A 25,594-nucleotide genomic window follows, 5' to 3' on the forward strand; every position below is an offset into this window, starting at 1 on the left:
GAACCTGACATGAGGTGAAGGAGCGATTCAGTGAGAAAGTTGATTCAAGGTGGGTCGTGTTAACGCTGAACACGTTGCTATTCATCGAAAATGGCGAGCCCATCCAAGATGGTAGCGTCGGGGTCGAAGATCAACAATCGCACATCCGCCAATGCCGCCAAATACAGTACGTTGACCAAGGCTTCCGGTGTGCCTGCGTCGAGTTGTTCTTGTCTCAAGTTCGAATAACGATTGCCCTCAATGTTCAGCAAGTTCTCGTCCGTCCATGGCGTGCCGATCAGTTTGCAACCGATCCCGTTGTAATCCGGCAACGCGAACAGCTCGAACAAGAGGCCGGTTTGCCTCAGCGCGGAGTCACTGACCCACTCCTCCAGACACAGCATCGTTTCTTCAGGAAGGTGTGCGGTACTGATTTCCCAGGCTCGACTGTAGTGTCCCGTTTCGAAGCTCAAACTATGGACCATGGCTTGGGCTTCTTCTAGGGAGTGCAGGTCGCCGACGTGATGCCGCTCGTTGAGCACTTCGCCCATCACGGCGTAAATCACTTGGCGCACCAGGCCGGTGGAGTGGCAGCGTTCATCCAAATCATCCGGAATGAATTGGCCTTCGCTGATCAAGGCGAAATCGTCATTGAACAGGCAGGGGAACAGCTGCAGCTCATCGTCGGGCAGATGGGCCTGTGAGTCGTGTACGGGGCGAAAGCAGGGAGGGCAGTCGTCTTCGTAGGTGATCAGTAGCAGTCGTTCGATATGCAGGTTGTCGTAGCCGCGAACAAATGGGTTGAATGCCGCCAGCAGTGCTGGGGCGCGGGTGGTGGGGTTCATGAGGGTTCTCCAGAATGAAAATGAACAAGGCGCCCGAAGACGCCTGTGAGGGTTAAAGCCAGCCATGTTCGGCCAGGGAAAGCGGACGACCTTCACCGACGATGAAGTGGTCCAGTACGCGCACTTCGATCAAGGCCAAGGCCTCCTTTAACCGTGCGGTCAAGAGGCGATCTGCCTGGCTGGGTTCCGTACACCCTGAGGGGTGGTTGTGAACCAAAATGACAGCGCCCGCGTTATGAGCCATGGATCTCTTAATGACCTGTCGGGGGTAAACGCTGGCGCCATCAATGCTGCCGTGAAAGAGGACTTCGAACGCCAGCACCCGGTGCTTGGTATCGAGAAAAATCACACCGAAAACTTCATGCTCTTGTTGTGCAAGATGCAGTTTTAGATAAACCGCTACGGTGTCAGGGGCGGTCAGGATAGGGCCGCGGGTGAACAGCCGACGATCTAGAATTTGCAGCGCTTCGTCGATCAGCTGGTTTTCTTGGACAATGCGATCAGCCTCGAAATCCGAGGTTTCGATCAGTGTGAGCTGGGTGCTCATGGCGGTACCTCCGAAGGGAACAAACAGGGGTACACGCCCGAGGGGAGTGGTGTCCCCGAGGTGGGTGTGAAGTCGCGGGCGTTATCAGATGGCGCACCGTTACAGCCGAGTGAATCGATGGCGCTGACCGTGCAGGGGGGAACCACAGCCGTCGCAGGGCAATGGGGAAAAGGCTCTTATTCCCCAACCGGCTTCGGGATCGAAGTCGGCACTGATGGGCATCAACCGCACCAGCGCAAGATGAATACCGGCGATGCGTTTCTCGATTTCATCCGTCGTGTAGTAGAGCGATAACGTGCTGTGGTCCTCATAAGCCGCAGCGAACAGGCAGTCGTCGCAAAGCCAGAAGGACTCCATGTCGGTTCTCCTGTGCGGATTGAAGAAAAGGCGCTCGATGGAGCGCCTTGATGTGGAACATCGTGGACTGTTCAGGCGGACTGAACGGTACGGGTGGCATCACGGCGGGCCGTGCGAGGAGCGGGTGGAGATTCAGGTTCGACCCGAGTCTCTATTGGGTTGTCGGTCTCCTCAGCTTCGGCATCAGCCGATGGTGGGGATGGCTCACTGGTGGGCGCTTGCTCAACAGGTGCTGTTGCTTCCTGCCTGGCGGGCGCTTTGTACTCGAACGTGCCGTTGACCTTGATCCAGTCGATGAACAGCAAACGACCTTTCAGACTGGCGCCTGGTTGACCTTGTTTATCACCTTTCTCGTAGAGAAACGGATCGATCCACAGGTCGCCGATACGGAACGACAGCAAGACTTTTTTCTCGGCGTTGACGGCGTCCATATAGAGACGAATCAAACGTTCAGCTTCGCCCCCAGCGACTTTGCAGTCGAAGCGGGTGTACTCGACCGCATCGGTGGCACCGTGCAGGGCGGCGATATCGCAGGCCATGAACGGCTGGCCGCGGCGGACTTGGACTTCACGAACACGGTTGAGGTAGCCGATACCGACGGTGTGCAGATTGAAGTAAGTGGTCGCTTCTTGGGAGTGGTTGGCGTGGGCCATGGTAGTTCTCCTGTTTCAAGGAAAAACGGCGACGCACAGTCCCTGACGGGGAAGTGAGCCCCCGTCAGGGTGGGTAAGGTGAAGGCGAGTGATGAACGACTCGCCACCGGCAAGCCGATGACGAGTAGAACGATGCGTCTGGAGGAATAGCGGTGTAGCAGAGGAACGTCTGCGGGAGTGGTCCGCAAACATGGGGTAGTGGGCATTCATCACCGCTGAAGCGGTAACCGTGCGAGCTTCCGAACGCTGATCGCACTTGGGTGAACCACCACGAACGTGGCGTAGCCTTGAAGGTTCTGGCTACCTGGGCTGTCAACGACAGCGAACCACGCCCTTTGTATAAGCCTGTCACAGGGGGGCGTCAAGGCGCTGCCACCCGATTTTTTATGGCCGGAATACAGTGGCAGTCACTGGACTGAAGAACATGAAGAGTGGGCCTGGCGGGGTGCCAGGCGAGGAAGAGAAAAGCCACCTTTGGCGGTCTTACGCAGTCGACAAGCTCCTCGCAAAACTTGGTTTAACTGCGCCATGATTCGCCAACCGACCCTTGTCGTGGCCTGGGTCGGAACATGCTGGCACGCATCCGCGCACAAAGGGTGCCCAATGTTTCCCCGGTGGGCTCCGGGGCTGAATACGATCGCCGGAGCGGATGACCGCTATTGCCTGGCAGAGGCAACAGTGGTCATCCGCCACCACGATCTGGTCGAGCACAAAACGGGAACGAAATCCCGCAGAAGAGAAGGCTCCGAACTCTAAGAGTCCGACCGAACTGCCCGGAGCGAATCGGTCTTGGGTCGCCGTTGGCGATGATCTTGAGGCACTACAGCAGAGCGGGTGGGGCGGCGTCAAGGCAGAGAGCGCCCCCCTCCGCGGCCTTATATCAAATGCGAGCGAATGAGCTTACTTGTTGGCGAGATGAGCGGCCAATTGTTCGACGGTAGCCAGGATAAAGGCGCGGTCGCTTTCTTTCAGTCCACTCAGCAGACCCGCGATCATCTGACCCTGGTCATGGGGGCGATTGCTCGACGCCGTCAGCAGTTCATCCATCCGACAGTCGAAAATGTCCGCCAGTTGCATCAGCTTGACCACGGAAAGCTCCACCACACCGCGTTCCAGGCGCGAGATGGCTTCGCTACCGATCCCCAGGCGTTCAGCCACCTCTTCCTGGGTCAGATTACGCTCGGTCCGGTGCTTCGAGATCATGCGCCCGATTTGGGCTTGGGTTGGATGTTTATGTGCCAAGTGATGAGTTCTCCAGTTCAACCCGAATGGTTGAGCAAAGACCCATTGACATGAACATCCTTAACGGTCGAGTATCGCCTTGTTAGGTTGATACATTGACTGAAATCGCTAAGTATCGCGACGTGGGTTTTATTCCTCCTGGAATCAGAGTCCAGGGTGGCCAGTGTGAATGTACGGTCTGATAGGGCCAAGCTGAGGAAAGGTTGAGCATGGAAGAGGAGAGCAAGAACGTCATGGATCTGGTCTGGGATCGAACACTGGAACTGTTTATCAGGATTCATGATTGCCCTGATAACCCCGAGCACTTCGACAGCCTTGTCCATTGGCTCAACGAAAATCCTGCTCACCTGAAAGCGTTCAACGAACTGGGGCAGATATGGATTTCGACAGGCATCGCCCTGGCTCGTGAAATCGGACAACCGCTAAGCGACTTGGAGAGGGATCAGCCGCCGCTGATGATGCACTGACCCGTACATCGCCCCCATACTCATGTTGATCTCCAATGGCGTGTCAGGGGCGACGCGTACCTTTGCTGATCGGCACAGTGCCCTTGCAGTCCGGGTAGTGAGAGCACGACCAGAATGGCCCTGATTTTCCCTTTCGCCTGAGCATTGAGGCGTTGCAAATGGGGCAGGTCGGACCGGTTTCGACCGGTAACGCCAAGGTGAGCGTTCCGCAGTGTTCGACTAATTGCGCAATCCAACTCGCCTGCTTGGCGACGAATTCATCCAGAGTCAGACGTCCTGCTTCGATTTCGTCCAGGGCCTGCTCCCAGATCGCGGTCATACCCGGATCTGCGATTGCAGCGGGTACCGCCTCGATCAGGGTATGGGCCGCCGCGGAGGCCATCAAGGCGCGTTTTTTCTTCAGCAAATAACCGCGATCAATCAATCCCTTGATGATGCCGGCTCGCGTGGCTTCGGTACCGATACCGGTGGTGTCCCGAAGTTTCTGTTTCAGGCGGGGGTCGTTGACCAGTTTGGCCACGTTTTTCATCGCCTTGATCAGATCGCCCTCGGTGAGCGGTTTGGGAGCGGCGGTGCGCATGGACTTGAGTTCGACGTCGTCCACTGCGCATCGCGTGCCCTGTTGTAAGACGGGTAAGACTTGGGATTTTTGACTGGGCTCATCGTCCTCGGTGTTTTCGTAGAGCAAGCCTTTCCAACCTTGGACCAGGATCTGTTTGCCAACAGCGGTCAATCGCTCTTCACCACACTGCAGTTCAACCTGGGTCCGATCAAACTCATGATGCGGCAGAAATTGCGCGAGGTAATGGCTGCGAATCAGTTCGTAGACTTGGCGCTCTTGCTCAGACATTCGCACAAGGTTCGCTGGCTCGGTGGTGGGGATGATGGCGTGGTGCGCGGTGACCTTGGCATCGTTCCATGCACGGGAACGTAATGACCGATCGAGTTTTTCAAATTCGGGCTGTAGCGCGGGATCCGTTTTGAGCAGGGCATCGAGTACCGCGGGTACCTCATCGAACATACTCGCTGGCAAATAGCGGCAATCGCTGCGCGGGTAGGTGGTGGCTTTGTAAGTTTCATACAGGGCTTGGGCGATGTTCAGGACTTCCTGAGCGCCAAGCCCCAGCTTGCGCGAGCAGACTTCCTGCAATGTGCTCAGGTCGAAGGGCAGGGGCGGCGCTTCTCGGAAATGCTCCGTCTGCAGCGAGAGTACTGTGGCGGTCTTACTGCCCGTGATTGTTTGGACCACCTGACGGGCAAGCGCCTGTTGCAGACAACGACCGGCTTCATCTTGTCCTGAGCGTGATGGTTGCCACGACGCGATGAATGGTTGTCCCATTGAGGACAGGTGCACCTCCACGTCCCAGTAGGGCACCGAGACGAAGCTGGCAATCGCACGATCCCGATCGACCACCAGACGTAAAGTGGGTGTCTGGACGCGTCCAACCGACAGTACGCCATCGTAGCCCGCCCGCCGACCGAGGAGGGTAAACAAGCGACTCAGGTTCATGCCGATCAGCCAGTCGGCGCGGCTGCGGGCGAGGGCTGAGTGGTAGAGCGGGAAGGTCTCCTGGCCGGGCTTCAGCGAGGACAGTGCTTTGCGAATCGACGCCTCGTTGAGTGCGGACAACCAGAGGCGCTGAACAGGGCCTCGATACTGGCAAAGCTCCAGTAACTCGCGGGCAATCATTTCACCTTCGCGGTCGGCGTCGGTGGCAATGACGACGGTGGTGGCTTCATTGAGCAGGCGCTTGATGACGTTGAATTGTGCCGCGGTCTTGGGTTTGACCTCGACCTGCCACTGCGCGGGAATGATCGGTAGATGATCCAACGACCAACTCTTGAATAGTTCACCATAAGCTTCAGGCGGTGCTGTCTCCAGCAGATGGCCGATACACCAGGTGACGATTGAGTCGGTGCCGATCAGGCAACCATCACCACGCCGAGTGACCCCAAGTACCTTGGCGATGTCCCGACCCTGGGACGGTTTCTCGCAGAGGAAGAGGCGCATAGACCTGCTCCGGATTGAGTTCGGAGCAGCGTGGTTGGAAACAGCAGTGGCGAGATATGAGAAACCTGAATGGCAGGTTCCTCATATTAGTCGGTGAGGGCAGCCTTGAATGGGCCGAGGCCACTACCTTTTTGTAGCGTGGGCAATAGGGTGGGACTTCACGAGCAGCGAGTAATAATTGGCCAGCAACTTCGCGCAAAGGGGCAATTTTTATGCCTGAAGTCTGTCAGGCCATAGGTGGTTGCCCTCTGCGTTTCTTGGGTTTCGACGCAGGTGAACCGGCCTGCTCTGTATTTTGAGATGCCGTCGGTTCACTGGAGCGCTCCCGCATGAGCACGCCGTGCACCCGGTGAGGCAGGATGCCGACTCGACGGGCCTCGATCTTGAAGGTCACCCGCGCGTTATCTTCGCTGTCCTCCCACTCATCGCGCACTGTGCGGCCTTCGACCAACACACGCATACCTTTCTGGTACAGCGTGCTCCAGTGTTCAGCCTCGCGGTGCCAGAGCTCAACCGGCGCCCAATAGCCGCCTCGGTCTTCATAGCTGCCATCGCGTGGCACAGGGTTGTCGAAGTACACATTCAGCCGTAGCAAACGCCGTGGCTCGTCATTGCCTGATGGGAATTCCTGGAACTCTGGCGCACTGCCGATGTTGCCTTCGCCGACGAAAAAAGTACTCATCGAGATATCTCCACTGCTGGTGTGAACTGGCGCAGAAGCCGTTCGGCACTGGCCATTTTGATCGCGCAGGTCGAGGCCTGGCGGTAGAGCGAATGCACCACGCTCATCTGCAGGTTCAGTGCAATGCGCTCGCATTCGAAAAGGTGCAATCCCTCGCGTGCGACCTGCGGCAGGGCTTTGTTGCGGATCTGGCGCTCCCAGACCGCAACCCCCATACGGGCAAAATCGCGGGTGCGCCAACGCAAAAAAGTGCTGCCCGCGCTGGTGTTCTGCAGCACCAATCGAATATCCAGCAGTGAGTAAGGGGGCTGTCCGGCCTGCTGCACCACGGCCTCCATCAGGTGGCATAATTGCGCTTCGATTTCCCTCGCCACCTGCGCCAGGTGCTCCAACTCCCCCTTACCCTTAAAAGGTTTTAAAAGGCCTTTTAGGGAGGCAGCGTGTTCGAGCTGTCGATAGGCATCGAGTGTCAATGCTTCGACGGGCATTGGTGGAGCCGGGATCATGGGATTCATGCTTCGTCCTCCGGCTCATCCACTGTCGTAGATAGCTCTCCCGCGTCCTCTGCCAACGCGTCAGCGTTATCCACTGCCACAGCACCACGACGAATGATTGGCGGTGCGAACTGGGAGCGGCGATGACCCTCAAGGATGTCTATCGGGGGCAATCCCCATTTATCGATGGCCGCCAGGGCACGGGCGTTGTTCGCCGCCATGTCGTCGCGGGTGACGCCGGCATGCCGATAGCGTTGCGCCTGGCCGAACAGGCTGCGCAGTAGGTGGGCGCCGTCGTCGATCCAGGCTTCCATGTCGATGCGACCGATCAAGGCGGTGTGATGGGCCAACAGTGTTCGGCGCACCAGGGTGTCGTAGTCGGTCAACAGGTAGACCGCCAGAAAACCCAGCTGGCTGCCGATGTACAACGGCAAAGTGACAGGGTGGATGTTGAGGTTGTCGCTCATGTCAATCTGTGTCGGCAGGTCCTGTCTGATCCGATCCAGCTGCTGGGTCAGTTCCAGCATCCCAGCTTTGGCCTGCATCAGTTTTTCTTCGAGTTGCACGATGGCCCAGTCGGCATAGGGATCGTCCTGGGCGGCTGTTTGTTTGATCAGGTTGGTGACACTGATGTAACCGGCCATGCCCATGATCGAGTGGACACCTTCGCGCGCGGTTCGACCTTGCCAGATACGGGCGGCGTGGTGAGTGTGCAGGGTCAGGGTGATGCTGCTGCGCAATGAACCCAGGTTGAGTTGATAGTGATCGGCCACGGTGTTGTCCTCGCATCGGCTTGGACGGGAACGTTGCGACAGATGAGGGTCAAGGGCAGCCAAAAAGCTGAATGCGGTCTGTTCGGTTTGGTTTGAGAGGGTTAATTTCGGAGACGTTCGTGAGTGACGCCAGTGGCATCATTTCCAGGGATGGCGTTGGCCGTACCGGTCGGACTGCGCAGGTTCGGCCCTTTGCGGTCTCACTGTAGAACTCAGTAGATTTGATGCCACTGGCATCAAATCTACTGACGTCCAGGGCGTTTGCCGCGCAGTTGGCGCAGCTCATTCAGGCACGCTTGGGCGAGGGCGGAGGCGGGTTCGCCCTGTTGTCGGGACGGGCGTGCGGGTGCTGTTGGGGGCGGGTCTGCAATGGGGGAGTGTTCTGTCTGACCTGCCCAAGGACGAAAATCACCGTTCAGTGCGCGCTGGATCAGGCCCATCAGATAGGCCGCGGGTTTTCGGATACCTCCTGCCGTACAGCGTGCACCCGCTTCGTTGAGCACCGCCTGACGATCCGCGGGTTTGAGCTTGTTCAGCGCCACGGCGACGGCCTGACGCTCGCTTGGGCTCAGGTGCAGCGGATCGGGCCAGTGCAGGTTATCCACCGCTGGGGTCGCGCGCGGTACAGTACAAGTACTTTCTTTTAATACAGTACAGGCGGCGTTCGGATTCCGAACGGTGCCGGAAATAGGGGCGTTCAAGCCCGGTTCGGAATCCGAACGAAGTTCCACACGATTCCGAACGCGGTGATTTTTGCCCAGTTCGGAATCGTGCACGGAGGCATCGGTGGCCAGATCCAATCCCTGCTGCGTCCAGTGTTCGCCCCAGCTGTCGAACCGTGTCGGTAACTGACCCTGATCGATATGGGTGTCTTGGCGAATTTCTTCCAAAACGTGCTGGGCGACAATCCGCACAGCTTTGGTCGCATGACCGAGGGTATGTCCGACCAGTTCCAGGTAAGTCTGATCCAGCTCCATGGCTTCGGCGGGAGTTAACGGCTCATCGTGTAGGACGTACAGAGAGCCTTGAAGACGTCCGCTGAGTGAATCGCGTCCGCGACTCACCAAACTGAGCCAGCGCGTCAGTCTGAGCATGGTCAAGACGCGAGCGATGGTTTCACGGGAGGCTGACGCACCGTAAGGCACACTCGACAGGTAAGGCTGCAGATCCTCATAGCGCGGCGTGACCACACCCTGGCCTTGCAGCATGAGCCGAAACACTTGCCAGGCATTCCGTTCCAACGGCGTCAGCCGACTATCCAACAGCAGGCGACGCGGTACGACTTCGAGTGATTGGCCACTGAACAGAAAGCCAGCCTGTAGGGCCTGGTTGGAGGGTGGTTCGGTGGTAGGGCGTGCGGGCCAACGTTCACTCAGCTGCTGGGTGCATTGCTGCAGGACACGCTGCCAGCGGCTGGAAGGGGCAGTGTTCATGTTCCGTTGCTGTACTGGTCAATCTGCTGCCAGACGATGGTCAAGCTGATCTGTTGCTCCTCCGCCAGCATCATCATGGCATCGAGCTGATCCTCGGTACCGTCCTGCGTACGTAGCTGGCACCATCGCTGCCAGAGCGCATGTTCCTGCGCTTCGCTCAAATGCTGAGGGCGACCCTTTCGGGTTTCTATCTTGAGCAGACGTCGGCGCAGAGCGGTTTCCGAATGCGCCAAGCCGAAGCATTGGTACATGATGGTGCTGCTGGCACCGAGCTTGAGCGCCCGGTTGATCAAGCGTTCGATCTGCTCGTCGCGTTCGGCTTGCTCGATCAACCGATGCAGCACCGGCGAGTCAATCTTGACCTCAACCCAGGGGACGGTGGCATGGGCCAGGCGTGACAGCGTGGTGGGTGGTAAGGATTGCAATAGGTAGATATCGTCCTCACTCAGTCCGAGTGCCTTACAGCGTTGTAGATTACCCAGGCGCAGCTCATGCAGCACCTGGGTCAGCATGGCTTGGTTGAGCACATTGAAGGACAGGCTCATGGCAGCTCCTTCGGTGAGTTGTCTTCAGGGGTAAGCGTTAAGTCGATCAGGCGACGGGCCAGGCGAATGAGGCGATACAGTTTGAGTAACAGACCGTCGGGCAGTCGCTCCAGTCCTACGTCCACGGCAGGACGATCTGTCAGTGGGAGTTGGTAGACACCTAGCAATAGCTGGCCGAACAAGGCGGAGGGCAGTTGCTTGCGATCCTCCCAGTTCACCTCGTCTTGAGCGCGCAGCAGGGCCAGGAGCAGAAGGTGAACGCCGGTCGAGCGAGGTGTCGCAAGATCTACCCGCTCCATATCTAGGGCAAAACCCAATCCATGCGACTGATCGATGATGCTCTCGGGATGTCCGGCATCGGCCTCCATTTCCCGCGCCAGTCCGGCGATGGTTGAACGCAGTTGTTCGGGGCTATCCAGTGTGGGTGCGATGGTCCAGATGTCGTCGATCGCGCAGGCCTCGACTGTCGGTGCGGCTTCAGTGGCAGTGTCGCGCTCGATTTGTTCGCGAATCTGTTGAACGCGTGACGGAGGGCTGACCGCTAATACGGCATTGGTCTCAGGCGGTGTGAGCGGTTCCTCTCGCGCTGTTTCGATCTGGGTCCTGGTCTCAGTTGATTGGAGACGGGACTCGGAGGAGGGAGGTCCAGGCGCGGCTCCATCAACGCTCGGCAGAGGGCTGTTCTCCGAGGGCGTGGTGACGACATCGCCAGGCGTCGAGATGACCCGTTGGGTATCGCTCAGCTCCAGGGCCAGCATACGGTAGGACTGTCCGAGTAAGCGGCTCATGCGCTCGAGCAGTTCATCCTGGATCTGCTCAAGATCGAAGGATTCAGGGTCGGTATCGAAGGAGCCCAGGGTGTCGAGCCAAAACTCGGTGAACGCAATGGTGGCGGTTGGATAACGATTCCAGGTTCGTTCAGCTTGACTACGCAGACTGATCAGGCGTTCGATCTGGGGCTTACCCAATCCGGCATACAGGGTTTGTGGAATGGCGGGCAGTAAGTGTTCAAGGGTGTCGAGCATCCGGCTGATGTGCGACTGCGAAATCGGGTAGCCTCCAGCGGCAAGACGTCGTGCCAACTCACGTTGCGAGAGCACAGCGCCATCTGGTTCGAGCATGGTTTTGAGTTTGGCTACCGCCAGCGCACGTTCGATGAAGGTGAGTTGGCCGTGCAGATCGCTTTCGGCCAGATGGCCGAGTAGGGCGGTGAGTTCATTGCTCCAAGGTCGGAACAGGCAATGAATTCGGAAGAAGCGCTCGTCGCGGGTTTCCTGCCACAGCTCGCCGAGAATCGCCAAGCGCGTATTACCGCCGTTGCGGATGATGAAATAGGTTTCTCCCGGGCGGCGGGTTATCGGCGGTGGTTGATCCAGCCCGCGTTCACGGATCGAGGCCTTGATATCGTCATACAGCGGATTACGGATGAAGCGCGGGTTGTGTTCGTAAGGCCGCAACTGTTCCAGAGTGACCAGCATCGGCGTATCAGTGAGTGGGTCGGACAGCCGCTCCAGCTCTGGACCCCGAGGGAAGTGGTCCTGGTGCAGCTTGTCGGTGATTTCCTCCTGACTGAGCTTCTTCATCGGAACAACCTCAATTAACGCCGGTTGTGCAAATGGTCACCGACCTCGAACTTGATGATCTCGGCAGTGCCCGAACCTTCGAAGTGTCGGGAAAGTTCTGCTAGGAACCACCGCATGGCCGAGCGCCCGCCCTGCAGGCGAAAGACCACGGTGCAGTACTCCTCGCAAGGTGGATAATGTGGTCGAATGGGTGGCTGAACGATGATGGGAAGCTGATCCAACATCAAAAGACTCCCTGCCAAACGCTGTTGGCCTCAAGGTCGATCAAACAACATGACTTGACGAGAAATGCTGGCTTGGCGAATCGTCTCATTGAACCTCCGCGTATCTGCTCACCCTAGAGATCGCTTCGCGCCATTCCGGAAACAACTCGATGGCCAACGCCTGCATGGTTTCCAAAGGTGAGGGCGAGCGTTGTTGACGTGACCGGCGCGTTTCGATTCGGTGGACCGGTAGGCCAAGGGAGGCGGCATTGAGATAAGCCACTCGGTCTGGAACTACGGTTTCTAGAACCGAGACATTGGTAGCCTCGACGAAAGTTTCGCGCAGGCCTCGGATGATCATCCGCGTGTCCATCCGAATGGCGTTCACCTGGTTCAGTAGCAATCGCAAGGGGGGTGGTGGAATGCCCAGGTGGCGGAACGGTTCGAGTTCACTGAGCAGCTTCAAGGTGCCGCGGCGTAGTTCGCGGGCGGCGAGCATTTCCGGTGTGATGGGCGAGAGAACGAGATCGCAGGCGAGGATGGCCATCTCCAGCAGCACGCTACGTGCGCCTTGGGTGTCGATTAAAAGCAGGTCATAACGGGGGCGGAAATTGTCGAGTACATTGCGCAGCCGTAATCGCCCGTCAGGGGCATGCAACAGCAAGGTGCTGAGTCGGCCTTGATCGTCGTTGGAGAGGATCAGGTCGAGCCCTGCTATCACTGTCTTGGAAACAATCTGTGCAGGAGTTATAAGATTGAGTGCAATGAGCTCGTACGCCCCAGCAATAGCTTTCTGGTTCAAGGTGTAATAGCTGGAGAGGGTGGGTTGGCTATCCAGATCGAGCAGCAGGACGCGTAGGCCAGTGTCCGCCAGCAGCCCGCCGAGATTGGCAGCTACTGTGGTTTTGCCTACTCCACCTTTGGTGGAAACCACCGATACCACACGCATGACGTCAGCCCTGCTGCGCCAAGCGCTCGGTGACCCACCGCTCGATCTCCAACGAGTCCCAGCCCACTGCACGCAGTCCAATGCGCTTAGCCTGAGGGAATTGACCTTCCTTCATCAGGTTGTAGATGTGCGCACGCTTGAAGCCGGTTTTTCGCTCCACCTCGTCACGCCGCATGATGTGACGTTCGACCTGCGGTTGAGGTGCTTCAACGATAGGTGAGGATTGGCTGGGCATGATGGTCACTCCTGGCGTCGATTAGCGCATGGTGGGAAGTGACCTGGATTCAAAACCAGAAAAATCCGACAGTCATTGCACTGCAATCGTACCTATTGCACTGCAATCGTACCTATTGCACTGCAATCGTACCTATTGCAGTGCAATGCACCGACTTAAGCACGGGAAAGGCTGCGCCGAGCGGCGGCGAATTTCTCATCGAGAGAGCGTTTGCTTAAACCTGGGGTGCCTTCATAGTGCGCAGTTATTGAGTCAACTATAGCGGCTTGGCTTTCAAATACGGAGTTGGGTTTTCCGGCCGGTGAGGAACCGAGCAGGGTTTCGAGTAAGGCGCCGATTACATGCTGATATCCGGTTTCGCTGCGCTCGCTGAGCTTGCCTTGTGTCTTAACGAGAGCGCGTAAACTTTCCCGTTCCAAACCGATGGCCTTGAGTTCTTCAAGGAGCTCACGAAGGGCGGCCTCACTCGCTTTGAGGTCTACCTCAAGCGCATCTCGGTTAGCTCGCAACGTCAGGTAAGTACCAAAGCTGATTTGCTCATTTTCAGTGGACAATTTCCCAAATAGGAACGCCGGACGCTGATCGGGATAATGATGAAACATCCACCATTTGAGGTCTGTATGCCTGACCGTGAGCAACCGGCAGTCGATGGGTGTTCCTGGTGCGACCGTCACGCCGAAAAAGCCAAATGGAAGCTCATGGTTGCGCACTGCATCGAAGATTTTTTCGGTGTTGGCGTGGAGGCATGGCCATTGAGGGAAGGTCGTGGACAGAATTGCGGGGCAATCCCTGGCGGACTCAAGAATCTGAGATTCATGAGCCATAAGATTACACCAACGTATGGCGGCATCGATGGGACGATAAAACACTTTTGCCAGCGGATTGCAGCTGTGAGGTGTGTACATAGGAACGGCCTCATGTCTGAGGGAACAGATCCGCTAGGTACGTTTTAGAGGCTTGTACTGGTCTGAGCTTCCATGCGGTGACTGTTCCATAAAACGGTTCAATGTGTTGGCAAATCGACTTCCTATTTGAACTCATCGGAAAAGGAATGGTGTTGTTTGGTCATCAGAGGCCTCTACCTTGCGAGCATTCCCGCCTAAAAGGGTGTCCGGTGTCATAGACCATTACATAAGGGAGATCTCCATTCACAAGCGAGTCGAGGAGGCGCTCACAGTTGAGCCTCAGCATTGGCCACCGAGGGAGCTCAGTCGGGCCGGGTAGGTTCCGATCTCCAAGCGTTCGGACAATCTTTGTCTCGAACTTTAATAGATCGCTCCAGCGAATCGCGGCTTCTATAGGACGGTAATAGGCCTTCTGGATGTCGGGGCCATGGGACTTGCTCATCTTCGTCAGTCTCTCTGCATACTGCCCGTCAACCTTGTCTGTGTGATTCATAGCTCACCCCGTGGGAAAAAATAAGAGCTTACGGTCGACGGACGACTATTGCCGTTCAGATGTTGATTAATTTGGATTCAATTTTTCGGTGGTCGAGGCAGGCGTCGTCATGGGGGCTTTGTGCTCATTTGAGTTACCTCTACCTAGTCGCTCCAGGCCGTCCTGGCTTGAAGCGTGATTGGCGGTTGGGCACCTTGAGAGCGCTTACATCCCCCCTACGCCACCTCCTGGCAGGACGCTCAAGAGGTGGTGGCTCGGTGCCGTGTTTACCGAGAAATTAGTGAGGGTGTTTCAACGCTCTTGGCAGCCCCAAACATTGCCACTTGTAGCTCAGGGTTGGCTTGCAAGTGGCGAAGTCCCGTCAGGGTATGCTCCAAGGCTTCTTTATCAGCGCAGTGGTAGACCAGCTTCTTGAACTCTGAGGCAGCGGGAGATGCGTGTTCGAGGAAGGCTGCGCGGCGCGACTCCGAATATCGGTCGAGGACCTCAGAGTCAGCCCTATCTTCAATTACCGCGGTTAAGGCCTCGTAGAGGACGAATATGTCAAAAAGCCCGGATGTCAGTCCCAGGCCTCCGGTCGGGTTTGTGACATGCGCCGCGTCCCCGGCCAGCAGTACGCGCCCAACCCGCATACTCTCGGCTGCTCGCTGGTGCATTCGATAGGGAGAGTGCTGGACAACTTCGTACTTGGTGCCCTCTGGAAGAATCCTCGCGAAGTAGGCTGGAATACGCTCAGCGACTTGTTCTTCTGGAAGATCCAGGCTTTCACAGTAAGTGACACGCCAAAGGTTTTCATTGTCGATCCGAGCAACAATTGCACCTACTTCGGGATCAAGCATCATGGTGGCATTTGAAAAGCCCAGCTTGGAAAAATCGCCGCGCACGTTTGTTGCTACAAAGCGCTCTGGCCATGTAATCCCGTCGAAGCTTAGGTTAAGCGATCGTCGAATTATGCTGTTGGCGCCATCGGCCCCGATCACCCAAGCGGCATTTATTTCTTCCTGCTGATCTTGCTGCTGGCAATGCAGCGTCACCTCATCGTCAGTCTGGTCTAGGCCGGTTACTTCTACGCCCCAGCGGATACTGAAGTTGGGCAGTTTTAGAAGGTGGTTGAGGGCAATCTCAGCCAGCTTATTCTGACCAAGATGAAGGTTGTATGGGGTTTTGCTCAGGTTTTTTAGAGGCTCGCGCGTATCCATGTGAATACGCTCCCCTGTTTTGAAAACATAGAACTGCAAGGCGGAGCTCAGGAAGCCGGCGGCTTTTGCATCATCCAGTACGCCCAGTTTTTCTAATCCATCAAGGACTGCCCAGTGGTAAACCATCGCCCTCGGCGAGTGCTGAATGGCGTCGGCGCGCTCTACTACGCAAACTTCGATACCCGATTTGGCGAGTCCCAGTGCGCAGAGCAGCCCGCTAGGACCCGCTCCAACGATCACGACATTTTTCTTATTCATTGTGTTGTCACTCTGCTGTGGGGGGAGTAAGTGCCGTTGCTAGCAAGCGGCACCTGGTCGAGCAGCGGCCAAGACTGGCTCTGAGTTGGAATGCTCTTCCACGTCAGCTCTGTCTTTCTGGCATCGCGTTCACCCGATTTTCGATAACAGAGCGAACATTGTCAATATTTGTTCGTACAAATATTTTGGTTTGCTGTAGGTTAGGCTGGTTTGGCAATGGTCTGTATAGAGTGTTGTCGGCTTCTTTCGCTATATTGTACGTACTACTTTAAGATTTACTACGTCGCAGGGTGAAGGAAAGGCGGAACATATCCGGTTTATGGAGGGTGAATGCGATGATGGCGAGTTTCCCTGATGTAAGTCGGTACCGACGCTGAACTTCCATTACCGTTATGCCGGATTCGACTTGCAGGGTCGGGGCTATTTTGGCGGACGCATGACCGGATTGAACGATCTGTTCCACCTCTTCAACGCGCTCGCCATACAGATCCTCTACAAGCTCATAAATGGGGCTTCGATTGCGCTCAAGAAGGCGGGAAACGCCCGCGTAATCGGCGTGGATAAATACCTCCGTCCAGCAGATAGGAGAGGGGTTTCCTTCCATGAAGCGGAAGCCTGCAACATGGAGCCAGCGCTGACCTTCTGGGCAGGCTAGTCGCTCCGCTTGTTCCTCAGTGCACTCGATCATGCCTAACGTTTCGATCTCAAACCGCATGCCGGCGGCATAGTTGATCAGGTCGCTAATGGCGTTGATCTCATGGACATACGTTTGCGAGGAGCCAGGGCGAACGACCGTGGTCCCTGCTCCCTGTCGGGAGGAGACGAGTCCGTCATCGCGGAGTTGGCGTAGTGCTGCTCTGACCGTGTGGCGGCTGACATCAAAGCGTTCGCTCAGCTCGGTCTCGGTCGGTAGCTGGGTTCCGACGGGATATGTACCGGAGAGGATCTCGCCCTTGAGCTTCTGCACCAGTTGCTTATAAAGCGGACCGTTGGATGACTTGATGTCGGTTTCCGCGGATGAGCTCATGTTTCTCTTGCCCTATTAAAAAGAAGGTATCGATTGAAATTGTACGCATATCTGTGGAGGGTTCCGAATAGTTTTTATCGTGAGTTTCGGATCCGTCACGAATGAGGTAGTGCTCGTGATTGATACGGACTTTTGGGTGTGCGAAAAACACTCTGCCTCTGCGAAGGCCGCATTGGGAGGCGTTATACCTCCCTAGGGCAGCATTGTTAATCGTCGATCGCATGGCCTTGTTTAGGAACCAGTACCGTCCGTTCAAATGTAACGAAGACGGTGCCATCTGCTTTCTTGCCGGTTGTCCGTACCGTCACAATCCCTTGGGTGGGGCGACTGCCGGATTCTCTTTTTTCGAGCACTTCGGATTCGGCGTAAAGCGTGTCGCCAACATAAACAGGCGATATCAGCTTGATCTTGTCCCAGCCCAGGTTGCCAATGGCTTTCTGGCTAATGTCGCTGACGCTCATGCCCACCACGATCGAGAGCGTGAGACAGCTGTTCACCAGAGGCTTCTTGAACTCAGATTTCTCAGCGAAAGCATTGTCGAAATGTAGTGGGTGGGTGTTCATGGTGAGGAGGGTGAACCAAATATTATCGGTCTCAGTGACGGTGCGACCTGGCCGGTGCTCATAGTAATCTCCGATTACGAAGTCCTCGAAGTAGCGGCCATAGCTTTCGCGATATCTGTGTGGGGCTATTTCTTTTGCGATGCCTACCATTTCTGTTCCTTTATTTTTTTGGGTGGTACAGCTACTTAACCAGTCGTTCGTTGTCCGCACCCAGGCGTGGTGCTTCTGGCTGCAGTTGGGCTGGCTCGTTGTGGAATCGGATGGGGTTGCCGATGTGGCGAATGCCTGAGCTATCGCGCCAGACCATTCGACGTGCGATGACATTGGGGTCGATCAGTGCTTCCGGTAGGCTTTTCACCACGCCGTAGCAAATGTTCAGCTTCTGCAGAAACTCATCCCAATACGCTAGGTCGAGCTGCTTGAAGCGCTCGCTCAGTGCATTGATCACCGGTTGCTGATGAGGCCCTGGACCGAGCGCGCAGAGCGGTATCAGGTCTTTGCGGTCAAGGGCTTCGAGCAGAGCGCTGACAAACTTGGGCTCTTGTCCGGCAAGGGCAATGAACCTCCCGTCGCGCGTTTCATAGGTGCGATAGAACGCGCTGCCTCCAGTCGTTCGTTCATGCTTGGGGTTGGGCTGGCGTTCCGCCGAAATTGCCGGGCCGAGAATGTTCAAGCAGCCCGCCAACGCTGCATCGTGCATACCGATATCCAGGTAATCGCCTAGTCCGGTTGCTTGCCGTCGGTACAGGGCCATCAAGACGCCTGCCAGCCCCTGAAGCCCGGCGAGAAGGTCGGCGATTGGCACTCCAGGCAGTGCTGGGCGGTCGTCCTCGCCGAGCGTCATGCTAAGTAAGCCGGCTTGCGCCTCGACACCCAAGTCATGGGCGGGGCGGTCTCGATAAGGGCCGTCCTGGCCGTAGGCGCTTATGGAGCAATAAATAATGGCTGGGTTTCGTTGCTTGACCTGCTCATAACCAAGCCCGAGGCGATCCATAACACCAGGCCTGAACGACTCGACAAAAACGTCAGCAGACCCGCAGAGTTTTAATAGCGCTTCGCGCCCCTCTGTCGTCTTCAGGTCCAGAGCGACACTTTGCTTGCCGCGATTTAGGTTTCGAAAGAAAACGGTATGCCCGAACTCGGAGGGGCCGATGTAACGACCTGGATCACCGCCATCGGGGTTTTCCACCTTGATGACGGTTGCGCCATGGTCGGCCATGGCGAGGGTCAGGTAGGGCCCGGGAAGAAATGTCGATAGATCCAGGACTGTCACTCCCTCCAGCTTCATTTGGCAGTTCCCGCTTCTGCTATTGCTGGGCTCGACAAGACCCGTTCGTTGTCGGCACCTAATGCTGAGCAGGCTTTCTGAGCCAGGCGTTGACCATTGATCTTGATGGGGTTGGCCAGGACCTTAAGCCCTTGCGGTGCGTGCGGGTGTGGCACCTGGTTAATCATCGAGTTGGTGGTCAGGAAGGGATTATTCATTGCCTCACTCAATGTGAGCACCGGAGCTACTGGTAAATGTCCGGTGAGCTTGCTTAGCCAGTGGCCAGTTGTTGCTTGGCTAAAAGTGCGGTCCAGTAGCTCGGTAAGCGCTTGTTGGTTCTGCTTACGCAGTTCCGCGCTGGCGAAGCGCACGTCTGACCTGAGTTCGTCTAACTTAAGAATGCTGATTAAAGCCAGCCAAAACTTCTCCGTCATACACATGATGAAGATCCAGCCATCCGCAGTGCGGAACGTCTGAACGGGGGCAAGTGATAGGTGTGCGCTGCGGGTCTGGCGGGAGACTTGATGCTGTTCGTTGAGGAACCAAATAGCGGAGTAACCCAGTTGATGCAGCGCTACGTCGAACAGAGAGGTATCTACGTCGCAGCCTTGCCCGGCTTTTTTGGCGCGATGAAGGGCAGCTAATAGCCCGATGGAGGCAGTGATGCCGGTCATATGATCCACTAGCGACGGAGCACCGAATCGCGAGGGTGGACCTTCTGGCTCCCCGGTCAGATCCATCAACCCCGCTTCTGCCTGCATCAGGTAGTCATAGCCTGGCCAGGATGCTCGGTCGTTGTCTCGACCATAGGCGGAAATATGTAAGCAGACCAAGGCTGGATATTCGGAGGAGAGACTCTTGTAGTCGAGTCCAAGCTTGGCGGGTAGGTCACCTCGTAGGTTGTTGACCAGCGCATCAGCGCCAATGAGGAGTTTATGAAGCTGCGCTCTCCCCGAGTCGGACTTGAGGTCCAGCGTGATGCTGCGTTTATTCATATTCCACGTCTGGAAGTACTGACTGTCTCCGTCGCCAAGCAGGTGAGGGCCTGTATGTCTTGCAGGGTCACCACCAATAGACGCGTTTTCAATTTTGATGACCTCCGCGCCTAGGTCGGCAAGGAACATGGTGCCGTAGGGGCCGGCACCAAATTGTTCCACTGAGAGGATGCGCAAGCCTTGGAGCGGCTTATCGGCAGGTGTCATGCTCCTGCGCTCCGTTTCATCAGCTGCTTGGCAATGATGATTCTCTGCATCTCGTTGGTGCCTTCGCCGATGCAAGTGAGCGGGGCGTCTCGGTAAAGACGCTCAATGTCGTACTCTTTCGAGTAGCCGTATGCCCCGTGAATCCGCATGGACTCGATCGAGTTTTCAAGTGCGGCTTCGGATGAAAAGTACTTCGCCATCCCTGCTTCCATGTCACAGCGGTCGCCGCGGTCAAAAGTTTGCGCTGCATCCAAGGTCAACAGGCGAGCAGCTCGTGCACGAGTGGCCATTTCGCCCAGTTTGAGTTGGATCGCCTGGTGTTCAGAAATTGGTTTGCCGAAGGTCTTACGGGTGGCTGCATAGCTGATGGCGAGTTTTAGTGCTCCTTCGGCGATACCCACGCCCCGGGCTGCCACATTGATGCGCCCCAGCTCGAGGCCCCCGGTTGCTTGGTAGAAGCCTTGACCTTCGATTTCGCCGATTAGGTTGTCTGCCGACACTCGATAGTCATCAAAGATCAGTTCGCTGGTTTCGATGGCTTTGTAGCCCAGCTTGTCGAGCTTGCGGCCCGCACTGAAGCCGTTGCCCTTGGTGGCGATAAACAGGCTCATGCCCTTGTGGCGAGGCTGTGCCTGCGGGTCGGTCTTGACCAGCAGTGCGAAGCAGTTGCCTTCAATGCCGTTGGTGATCCAGGTTTTGCTGCCGTTGATCACGTATTCATTGCCCTCACGACGGGCCGTCATGCGAATGCCCTGCAGGTCGGTTCCAGCATCCGGTTCGGTGAGGGCCAGCCCGCCTCGTATCTCGCCGGTGGCCAGGCGTGGCAGCCATTGCTGTTTTTGCTCCACGGTGCCGAACTTCTCGATGGCCAGCGCCAGCATGAGGTGTGAGTTAAAAATGCCTGTCAGGGCCATCCAGTCAGAGGAAATACGCATGACGATTTGCGCGTAGGTGGACGCTGGAAGACCCAGTCCGCCGTACTGCTGACTGATGGTGGCGCCAAATAGACCCAGCTCCTTCATCTGTTCGACCAGTTCGTGGGGGTAGCGATCGGCATGGTCGAAGTCTTTGACTTTCGGTCGTACCTCCCGCTCCACCCAGCGATCAATGGCGTCCAGGAGCTGCTTTTCATCGGCAGATGTTAGTGTCTGGTGGCGGGGTGAGTTATGCATTGTTCTGCCTTTTGTTTTAAATGTACGTACAAATTATTTTTGAGTTGACATCTTGTCAAGTGTAATTTCGCGGTTTTATGTGTGTTTTAGAGCGAATATAGTCCTTGAGTAGATATTCTCAATAATATGTTCGTACATATTGTTTGGGTTGCGGCCGCCTGTGCCGCAATGGAGGGGGGTTAGCTGATCAAGGTTTTCGAGGCGATATTGGCCTCTGTGATCTGTGCAAATCGGGCCTCAATCGGGCTGAACATTTCTGGATGCGTGAAGCAATAAAGATCCTGGCGCCGAATGGCCGCTATTACGAGATCCCCGACATCCTCTGGTTCCAGCCAGCGCATCTGTGCCATAGCTGGAATATCGGTAAGATCGACGTCTTGAAGTTGCGCATCCTGGAAGACGCTCGGGCGATTTCGAGAGCTGTTCTGAATGTTTGTGTGCACCGGTCCGGGAAGCAATAGCGTGCACCCGACCTTGCTGCCAGCCATTCGCAGCTCTTGGGCGAGGGTTTCAGTCAGTGCGACAACCCCGTATTTGGTTGCCGAGTAGCCACCTAAACTCGGCATGGTCGCGAGACCGCCAATAGACGCGGTGTTAACGATATGGCCCCCATCAGCATTGCCCTGGAGAAGGGGGAGAAAGCTGTGTACGCCGTGGATGACGCCCCAAAGGTTGACATTGATTAGCCAGCGCCAGTCGTCGAGTGACATCTCGCTGATGTGAGCCATCGGCCCGACGCCAGCGTTGTTGCAGACAATGTCTACGCGCCCGAACTCCTTAAGGGTCGCTTGTGCGAGAGCCTCAACACTCGCGCTATCACTCACATCGGTTTTAACCGGGTGCGCACCAATTTCCCGCGCCGTAGCTTGCAGACTGGACTCCTCAATGTCCGCGATCACCACGTGTGCGCCAAGTGCTACGAAGCGTTTGGCGATTCCCTTACCGATGCCTGAGGCGCCCCCAGTAACCACTACCACTTTGCCGTGCAGTTCACGAAATTCACTCATTTTTTGTTCTCCATCTTCGGTGTTTTTCTTGTGAAATTGTTTGCACAATTATCCTTGGCCTTTGGTGCTGTCAAGCTTGAAAAAAGACGTTCTTTTAAAAAATCCAATATAAACAAGTAGATAAGTTTATTTATTCTGTTTTTTTTTTTTATCGTTATGGTTTTTTTGTTTTTGTCGTGTTTTTGTACGTACAAGTGTTGACCTGTTGTTCGAGTGCAAGCTAGATTTGCGTCACCGAGCATGTGATGAGCGTTGCAGCTCGGGCTTCGGCCTCCACCCCGAGGTCTTCGTCGGATCGCCAATAAAAACAAGATGCGAGGGTCACGATGATTAATCATGAGCGCAAAGGGGCATTCCGCCCTGCTGCTCCGTTTCTTTTTGAGAACCAACAAGTCGCCGCGCGGGGATTGGCTTTTTGCTCCTTGCTGGTTTTTGGCGCTCCAGCCGCCCAAGCCATGCCGTTAGCTGATACGGATAGCTATTCAGTTCGGTTCGATAACACTGTTAAGTACAGTCTCGGGGTGCGCACAGAAAGCCCGTCGCACACTTTTCTGGATAATCCCAATGGGAATGATGGCGACTCACGGTTTGACAGCGGCAGTTTGATCACCAATCGCCTTGACCTTCTGTCTGAGTTCGATTTCTCCTTGAAGGATGCGTACAAAAGCGGGTTCCGTGTCAGTGCCGCAGCCTGGTACGACGACGTGTACGCCGGCGGCGCGAAAAACGTAAGCGAGAACTACAACCCTGATAGCGTCAAGTCGAACGAGTACGTTGATCGAGCTAGGCGTTTGCATGGACAAGATGCAGAGATCCTTGATGCGTTCGTCCACAGCGGCCTTGATGTAGCGGGTCACGACCTGAACTTCCGGCTTGGGCGCCACACGTTGTTATGGGGCCAAAGCTTGTTCCGTGCAGGTAACGGCATCGCTTACGGGCAGGCACCCATCGACATAATCAAGGCGGCTTCCGTTCCCGGAACCCAGGCCAAAGAGCTCTTCCTTCCCGTCAATCAGCTGTCCACTTCATTTGCGCTAAATGATCAGTGGAACGTTGAGGCGTACTACCAGTTTGAATCCCGGGAATCGCGCATTCCTGTCCCTGGAACCTACTGGTCTCCTGCTGATATGGCTTACAGAGGGGGAGAGCGTCTGTTGACTGGTGGTGGGACTTATCTCAGGTATTCCGGTTCTGACGAGGCAGATTCCTCTGGCGAGAACTGGGGGCTGGCTCTTAAGTACTACGATCTCGAGGCCGGTTGGGATGTTGGTTTCTATTATGTGAAGTTCGCTGATCGGATTCCTCAGGTTGTGACCCGTATTGCTCCGGGCGCGGCTGCTGATCCGTTCCAGATTGGTGACTACCGATTCGTCACGCCGACCAATATTGATATCGTTGGTATGAGCTTCTCGACCACTGTGCTGGACGCGAACGTGGGTGCAGAAGTTTCTGTGCGGCACAATATGCCTTTGGTCTCAGCCGGCTTTTATAGCCCGGACAGCCGTACCAAATATGCCACCGGGGATACCGCGCATGCTCAGGTATCCATGATCTGGGTGGCACCGCGAACCGGCTTTTGGGATAGCGCCTCGGTCCTCGCGGAGGCGGCTATCCATCACCTGTACAGCAAGGATGACCCGTTTAACGTCTCCGCTGACACCGACAAGACTGCCTATGGCGTTACAGCCGTATTCGAGCCGAGCTGGTTGGGAGTACGACCTAGTCTCGATCTGAGCATGCCGATCACCCTGGCTCACAACTTCACTGACAACTCACCTATTGACCCCACATGGATTGGCAATGGCGGGAGCGTGTCCGCGGGATTGAGCTTCAACTACCAGCGCACCTGGCGTGGTGGCGTGACTTACACAATGTTCACTGGTGCCGATTCGAACAATGTGTTCGCGGATCGCGACAACCTCATGTTCACGGTTTCCCGGTCGTTCTAACTGGTTGGAGTAAAAGATGAATAACAACAAATCCAAATTGCTCTTCTTAATGGCCTTCGGAGTTTTATCGTGCTCGGCTGTGCAGGCCGCTGTGTCCCCTGAAGAAGCGCAAAAATTAAAATCAGAGCTAACCCCTGTAGGCGGCGAGCGAGCAGGTAATGCCACAGGCAGTATCCCGGCATGGAACGGCGGTCAGAAAGCCGCTTTACCTGCGGGTAAACCGAATCGACCGCCGTTGTTCAAACCTGACGAAAAGCTAATTCTGAAGATTGACGCCAGCAACGTCGATCAGCACAAAGAGCAACTTACTGAAGGTGAGCAAGCTCTGCTGAAGAACGTTCAGGGTTATTCCATCAGTGTGTACCCGACTTATCGGTCGGCATTGGCGCCAGAGCACACCTATGAGCGTGTGTTCAAGAACGCTACCACTACCAAAATGGTAGATCAGCAGTTGATCAGTGATTGGGGTGGAAGCATTCCTTTCCCGATTCCGAAGTCTGGTGCGGAAGCGATGGCCAATACGCAGTTCGCTTTCCGAGGCATTGATGTACAGACCACTTCGTCCGTTTATGTAGTCAGCAATGCTGCTCCCGTATTGGCGTCGTCTACCTTTGTCCTGGAAACCAACCCGGGAGATTATCAGCCAGGGCGTGAGGATCCATTCAAAGGTCAGGTGCGGTATGGAGTGCTTGTTGAAACCAAGGCGCCTGCCTATCAGTCGGGCGAAAAGATCCTTGGCCTAATCGACAAGCAGCTTAATGCGGTAGCTCAGGCATGGACTTACCTTCCAGGACAACGCCGCCTTCGTCGTACTCCAAATGTTCAGTACGACGTGCCTTCGCCGTTTACCTCTGGAGTCACCAACTATGACGAGCAGAATGGCTTTCAGGGTTCCATTGATCGTTACGACTGGAAAATTGTTGGCAAGAAGGAGTTATACGTTCCTTACAACAACAACAATTTCCTCAATGCGGTAGGCCTCGATCAGGTACTTAAACAGCAGTCGGCAAATACCGCCCTGATGCGATGGGAACTGCATCGCACTTGGGTGCTGGAGGGGACTGTTAAGTCGGGACAGCGTCATGTGGTTCCCAAGCGCAGAGTTTATGCGGATGAGGACAGCTGGCAGATTCTGTTGGCAGATGAGTGGGACGCAAAAGGGGCCTTTTGGAAGGCAACACAGGTTCTGACCTACGTGAATCCCACCCTTCCCGGGATGATCCTTTCTACCAACTTCGTCTACAACCTTCAGTCGAAATCCTACGCCGCGTTCAACGTTTTGAGCGATGAGAAAGACGGCTACACGTACCAGCAGGTTCCTGCCACGATTTTTTCTCCAAGGAATCTCGAGGCATCGGGCGTCCGATAGCTTGCGGAGTAAACGATTGTATTCGGACCCGTTTTGGGTGGTATCGAGCAAGTCGTCTGATTTGACTTGCTCGGCTTTCTCAGAGGTTATGTAGATGAATTGGCATCACGTGTCAGCCGCGCTGTTGGCAGTTGTGCTCTCGTTGGGTGGGCGAGGGGAGGCAAACGCTGCCGCGCCCGCTCAAC

General features: G+C 55.9%; 26 protein-coding genes. 3 read left to right on the forward strand and 23 right to left on the reverse strand.

Annotated elements, in window-relative coordinates; genetic code table 11:
- Positions 1-77: 77 nt before the first annotated feature.
- The 5 genes from AC3IUE_RS11390 to AC3IUE_RS11410 all read right to left on the reverse strand — a co-directional run bounded on the left by AC3IUE_RS11390 (position 78) and on the right by AC3IUE_RS11410 (position 3,623).
- Entirely contained in the window at positions 78-824 is a 747-nt protein-coding gene (locus AC3IUE_RS11390; RefSeq protein ID WP_489267412.1) for a DUF5983 family protein, read from the reverse strand.
- 52 nt (positions 825-876) lie between these two features.
- On the reverse strand, positions 877-1,371 hold the full coding sequence (gene radC, locus AC3IUE_RS11395) for a RadC family protein (RefSeq protein ID WP_489267414.1): 495 nt from the start codon (positions 1,369-1,371) through the stop codon (positions 877-879).
- A 99-nt stretch (positions 1,372-1,470) separates the two neighbouring features.
- Complete coding sequence (locus AC3IUE_RS11400) at positions 1,471-1,728, reverse strand: hypothetical protein (RefSeq protein ID WP_454838154.1); 258 nt, start codon at positions 1,726-1,728, stop codon at positions 1,471-1,473.
- Positions 1,729-1,799: 71 nt separating this feature from the next.
- Positions 1,800-2,381 carry an STY4534 family ICE replication protein gene (locus AC3IUE_RS11405; RefSeq protein ID WP_489267416.1) on the reverse strand — a complete coding sequence of 194 codons (582 nt, stop codon included), beginning with the start codon at positions 2,379-2,381 and terminating at the stop codon, positions 1,800-1,802.
- Positions 2,382-3,281: 900 nt separating this feature from the next.
- A complete protein-coding gene (locus AC3IUE_RS11410) occupies positions 3,282-3,623 on the reverse strand; it encodes a helix-turn-helix domain-containing protein (RefSeq protein WP_193862395.1) in 342 nt (113 codons plus the stop codon).
- A gap of 209 nt (positions 3,624-3,832) precedes the next feature.
- Here AC3IUE_RS11410 and AC3IUE_RS11415 point away from each other — a divergent pair, with 209 nt between their 5' ends.
- A complete protein-coding gene (locus AC3IUE_RS11415; RefSeq protein WP_193862394.1) occupies positions 3,833-4,090 on the forward strand; it encodes a hypothetical protein in 258 nt (85 codons plus the stop codon).
- A gap of 43 nt (positions 4,091-4,133) precedes the next feature.
- Here AC3IUE_RS11415 and AC3IUE_RS11420 read toward each other — a convergent pair whose 3' ends face one another.
- The 18 genes from AC3IUE_RS11420 to AC3IUE_RS11505 form a co-directional block, all read right to left on the reverse strand.
- Entirely contained in the window at positions 4,134-6,101 is a 1,968-nt protein-coding gene (locus tag AC3IUE_RS11420) for a DNA topoisomerase III (RefSeq protein ID WP_193862393.1), read from the reverse strand.
- Between the two features lie 226 nt (positions 6,102-6,327).
- Complete coding sequence (locus AC3IUE_RS11425) at positions 6,328-6,783, reverse strand: single-stranded DNA-binding protein (protein WP_489267419.1); 456 nt, start codon at positions 6,781-6,783, stop codon at positions 6,328-6,330.
- Complete coding sequence (locus AC3IUE_RS11430; protein WP_489267421.1) at positions 6,780-7,298, reverse strand: DUF3158 family protein; 519 nt, start codon at positions 7,296-7,298, stop codon at positions 6,780-6,782. The genes AC3IUE_RS11425 and AC3IUE_RS11430 overlap by 4 nt, the downstream gene beginning before the upstream one ends.
- On the reverse strand, positions 7,295-8,050 hold the full coding sequence (locus AC3IUE_RS11435; protein ID WP_489267423.1) for a PFL_4669 family integrating conjugative element protein: 756 nt from the start codon (positions 8,048-8,050) through the stop codon (positions 7,295-7,297). The genes AC3IUE_RS11430 and AC3IUE_RS11435 overlap by 4 nt, the downstream gene beginning before the upstream one ends.
- 242 nt (positions 8,051-8,292) lie before the next feature.
- The gene (locus tag AC3IUE_RS11440; protein WP_193862389.1) at positions 8,293-9,483 is read right to left on the reverse strand and encodes an STY4528 family pathogenicity island replication protein; all 1,191 of its coding nucleotides are present in this window, start codon (positions 9,481-9,483) and stop codon (positions 8,293-8,295) included.
- Positions 9,480-10,028: a DUF2857 domain-containing protein gene (locus AC3IUE_RS11445; RefSeq protein WP_193862388.1), complete on the reverse strand. Its 549-nt coding sequence runs from the start codon at positions 10,026-10,028 to the stop codon at positions 9,480-9,482. The genes AC3IUE_RS11440 and AC3IUE_RS11445 overlap by 4 nt, the downstream gene beginning before the upstream one ends.
- Entirely contained in the window at positions 10,025-11,611 is a 1,587-nt protein-coding gene (locus AC3IUE_RS11450; protein WP_193862387.1) for a ParB family protein, read from the reverse strand. The genes AC3IUE_RS11445 and AC3IUE_RS11450 overlap by 4 nt, the downstream gene beginning before the upstream one ends.
- Before the next feature lie 14 nt (positions 11,612-11,625).
- On the reverse strand, positions 11,626-11,835 hold the full coding sequence (locus tag AC3IUE_RS11455) for a hypothetical protein (RefSeq protein ID WP_193862386.1): 210 nt from the start codon (positions 11,833-11,835) through the stop codon (positions 11,626-11,628).
- A gap of 85 nt (positions 11,836-11,920) precedes the next feature.
- Complete coding sequence (locus AC3IUE_RS11460; protein ID WP_193862385.1) at positions 11,921-12,763, reverse strand: ParA family protein; 843 nt, start codon at positions 12,761-12,763, stop codon at positions 11,921-11,923.
- Between the two features lie 4 nt (positions 12,764-12,767).
- Positions 12,768-12,998: an AlpA family phage regulatory protein gene (locus AC3IUE_RS11465; RefSeq protein ID WP_193862384.1), complete on the reverse strand. Its 231-nt coding sequence runs from the start codon at positions 12,996-12,998 to the stop codon at positions 12,768-12,770.
- 155 nt (positions 12,999-13,153) lie between these two features.
- Positions 13,154-13,903, reverse strand: a complete 750-nt coding sequence (locus tag AC3IUE_RS11470; protein ID WP_489267427.1) for a hypothetical protein — start codon at positions 13,901-13,903, stop codon at positions 13,154-13,156.
- Between the two features lie 759 nt (positions 13,904-14,662).
- Positions 14,663-15,853 carry an FAD-dependent oxidoreductase gene (locus tag AC3IUE_RS11475; RefSeq protein ID WP_489267429.1) on the reverse strand — a complete coding sequence of 397 codons (1,191 nt, stop codon included), beginning with the start codon at positions 15,851-15,853 and terminating at the stop codon, positions 14,663-14,665.
- Between the two features lie 268 nt (positions 15,854-16,121).
- On the reverse strand, positions 16,122-16,880 hold the full coding sequence (locus tag AC3IUE_RS11480) for a GntR family transcriptional regulator (protein ID WP_489267431.1): 759 nt from the start codon (positions 16,878-16,880) through the stop codon (positions 16,122-16,124).
- A 206-nt stretch (positions 16,881-17,086) separates the two neighbouring features.
- Complete coding sequence (locus AC3IUE_RS11485) at positions 17,087-17,593, reverse strand: MaoC family dehydratase (protein WP_489267433.1); 507 nt, start codon at positions 17,591-17,593, stop codon at positions 17,087-17,089.
- Positions 17,594-17,624: 31 nt separating this feature from the next.
- Positions 17,625-18,731 (reverse strand): CaiB/BaiF CoA transferase family protein, encoded by a 1,107-nt coding sequence (locus AC3IUE_RS11490; protein ID WP_489267435.1) that lies wholly within the window; start codon positions 18,729-18,731, stop codon positions 17,625-17,627.
- Positions 18,728-19,912 (reverse strand): CaiB/BaiF CoA transferase family protein, encoded by a 1,185-nt coding sequence (locus AC3IUE_RS11495; protein WP_489267437.1) that lies wholly within the window; start codon positions 19,910-19,912, stop codon positions 18,728-18,730. The genes AC3IUE_RS11490 and AC3IUE_RS11495 overlap by 4 nt, the downstream gene beginning before the upstream one ends.
- On the reverse strand, positions 19,909-21,084 hold the full coding sequence (locus tag AC3IUE_RS11500; RefSeq protein WP_489267439.1) for an acyl-CoA dehydrogenase family protein: 1,176 nt from the start codon (positions 21,082-21,084) through the stop codon (positions 19,909-19,911). Before AC3IUE_RS11500 ends, AC3IUE_RS11495 begins: the two co-directional genes overlap by 4 nt.
- Positions 21,085-21,263: 179 nt before the next feature.
- Positions 21,264-22,091, reverse strand: coding sequence for an SDR family NAD(P)-dependent oxidoreductase (locus AC3IUE_RS11505; protein WP_489267441.1), 828 nt, complete (start codon positions 22,089-22,091; stop codon positions 21,264-21,266).
- 326 nt (positions 22,092-22,417) lie between these two features.
- Between AC3IUE_RS11505 and AC3IUE_RS11510 the strand changes: the two genes are divergently transcribed.
- Together AC3IUE_RS11510 and AC3IUE_RS11515 are read left to right on the forward strand one after the other, a co-directional pair.
- Positions 22,418-24,040, forward strand: coding sequence for a DUF1302 domain-containing protein (locus tag AC3IUE_RS11510; RefSeq protein WP_489267443.1), 1,623 nt, complete (start codon positions 22,418-22,420; stop codon positions 24,038-24,040).
- Positions 24,041-24,056: 16 nt separating this feature from the next.
- A complete protein-coding gene (locus AC3IUE_RS11515; protein WP_489267445.1) occupies positions 24,057-25,409 on the forward strand; it encodes a DUF1329 domain-containing protein in 1,353 nt (450 codons plus the stop codon).
- Positions 25,410-25,594: the final 185 nt, after the last annotated feature.

The sequence above is a fragment of the Pseudomonas sp. GL_093 genome, assembly GCF_057837605.1.

What these genes read in the sequence shown, in the direction of transcription:
- AC3IUE_RS11390 (WP_489267412.1), bottom strand. Translation starts at nt 824, where the DNA reads ATGAACCCCACCACCCGCGCCCCAGCACTGCTGGCGGCATTCAACCCA.
- radC (WP_489267414.1), bottom strand. Translation starts at nt 1,371, where the DNA reads ATGAGCACCCAGCTCACACTGATCGAAACCTCGGATTTCGAGGCTGAT.
- AC3IUE_RS11400 (WP_454838154.1), bottom strand. Translation starts at nt 1,728, where the DNA reads ATGGAGTCCTTCTGGCTTTGCGACGACTGCCTGTTCGCTGCGGCTTAT.
- AC3IUE_RS11405 (WP_489267416.1), bottom strand. Translation starts at nt 2,381, where the DNA reads ATGGCCCACGCCAACCACTCCCAAGAAGCGACCACTTACTTCAATCTG.
- AC3IUE_RS11415 (WP_193862394.1), top strand. Translation starts at nt 3,833, where the DNA reads ATGGAAGAGGAGAGCAAGAACGTCATGGATCTGGTCTGGGATCGAACA.
- AC3IUE_RS11420 (WP_193862393.1), bottom strand. Translation starts at nt 6,101, where the DNA reads ATGCGCCTCTTCCTCTGCGAGAAACCGTCCCAGGGTCGGGACATCGCC.
- AC3IUE_RS11425 (WP_489267419.1), bottom strand. Translation starts at nt 6,783, where the DNA reads ATGAGTACTTTTTTCGTCGGCGAAGGCAACATCGGCAGTGCGCCAGAG.
- AC3IUE_RS11430 (WP_489267421.1), bottom strand. Translation starts at nt 7,298, where the DNA reads ATGAATCCCATGATCCCGGCTCCACCAATGCCCGTCGAAGCATTGACA.
- AC3IUE_RS11440 (WP_193862389.1), bottom strand. Translation starts at nt 9,483, where the DNA reads ATGAACACTGCCCCTTCCAGCCGCTGGCAGCGTGTCCTGCAGCAATGC.
- AC3IUE_RS11445 (WP_193862388.1), bottom strand. Translation starts at nt 10,028, where the DNA reads ATGAGCCTGTCCTTCAATGTGCTCAACCAAGCCATGCTGACCCAGGTG.
- AC3IUE_RS11450 (WP_193862387.1), bottom strand. Translation starts at nt 11,611, where the DNA reads ATGAAGAAGCTCAGTCAGGAGGAAATCACCGACAAGCTGCACCAGGAC.
- AC3IUE_RS11455 (WP_193862386.1), bottom strand. Translation starts at nt 11,835, where the DNA reads ATGTTGGATCAGCTTCCCATCATCGTTCAGCCACCCATTCGACCACAT.
- AC3IUE_RS11460 (WP_193862385.1), bottom strand. Translation starts at nt 12,763, where the DNA reads ATGCGTGTGGTATCGGTGGTTTCCACCAAAGGTGGAGTAGGCAAAACC.
- AC3IUE_RS11465 (WP_193862384.1), bottom strand. Translation starts at nt 12,998, where the DNA reads ATGCCCAGCCAATCCTCACCTATCGTTGAAGCACCTCAACCGCAGGTC.
- AC3IUE_RS11470 (WP_489267427.1), bottom strand. Translation starts at nt 13,903, where the DNA reads ATGTACACACCTCACAGCTGCAATCCGCTGGCAAAAGTGTTTTATCGT.
- AC3IUE_RS11475 (WP_489267429.1), bottom strand. Translation starts at nt 15,853, where the DNA reads ATGAATAAGAAAAATGTCGTGATCGTTGGAGCGGGTCCTAGCGGGCTG.
- AC3IUE_RS11480 (WP_489267431.1), bottom strand. Translation starts at nt 16,880, where the DNA reads ATGAGCTCATCCGCGGAAACCGACATCAAGTCATCCAACGGTCCGCTT.
- AC3IUE_RS11485 (WP_489267433.1), bottom strand. Translation starts at nt 17,593, where the DNA reads ATGGTAGGCATCGCAAAAGAAATAGCCCCACACAGATATCGCGAAAGC.
- AC3IUE_RS11490 (WP_489267435.1), bottom strand. Translation starts at nt 18,731, where the DNA reads ATGAAGCTGGAGGGAGTGACAGTCCTGGATCTATCGACATTTCTTCCC.
- AC3IUE_RS11495 (WP_489267437.1), bottom strand. Translation starts at nt 19,912, where the DNA reads ATGACACCTGCCGATAAGCCGCTCCAAGGCTTGCGCATCCTCTCAGTG.
- AC3IUE_RS11500 (WP_489267439.1), bottom strand. Translation starts at nt 21,084, where the DNA reads ATGCATAACTCACCCCGCCACCAGACACTAACATCTGCCGATGAAAAG.
- AC3IUE_RS11505 (WP_489267441.1), bottom strand. Translation starts at nt 22,091, where the DNA reads ATGAGTGAATTTCGTGAACTGCACGGCAAAGTGGTAGTGGTTACTGGG.
- AC3IUE_RS11510 (WP_489267443.1), top strand. Translation starts at nt 22,418, where the DNA reads ATGATTAATCATGAGCGCAAAGGGGCATTCCGCCCTGCTGCTCCGTTT.
- AC3IUE_RS11515 (WP_489267445.1), top strand. Translation starts at nt 24,057, where the DNA reads ATGAATAACAACAAATCCAAATTGCTCTTCTTAATGGCCTTCGGAGTT.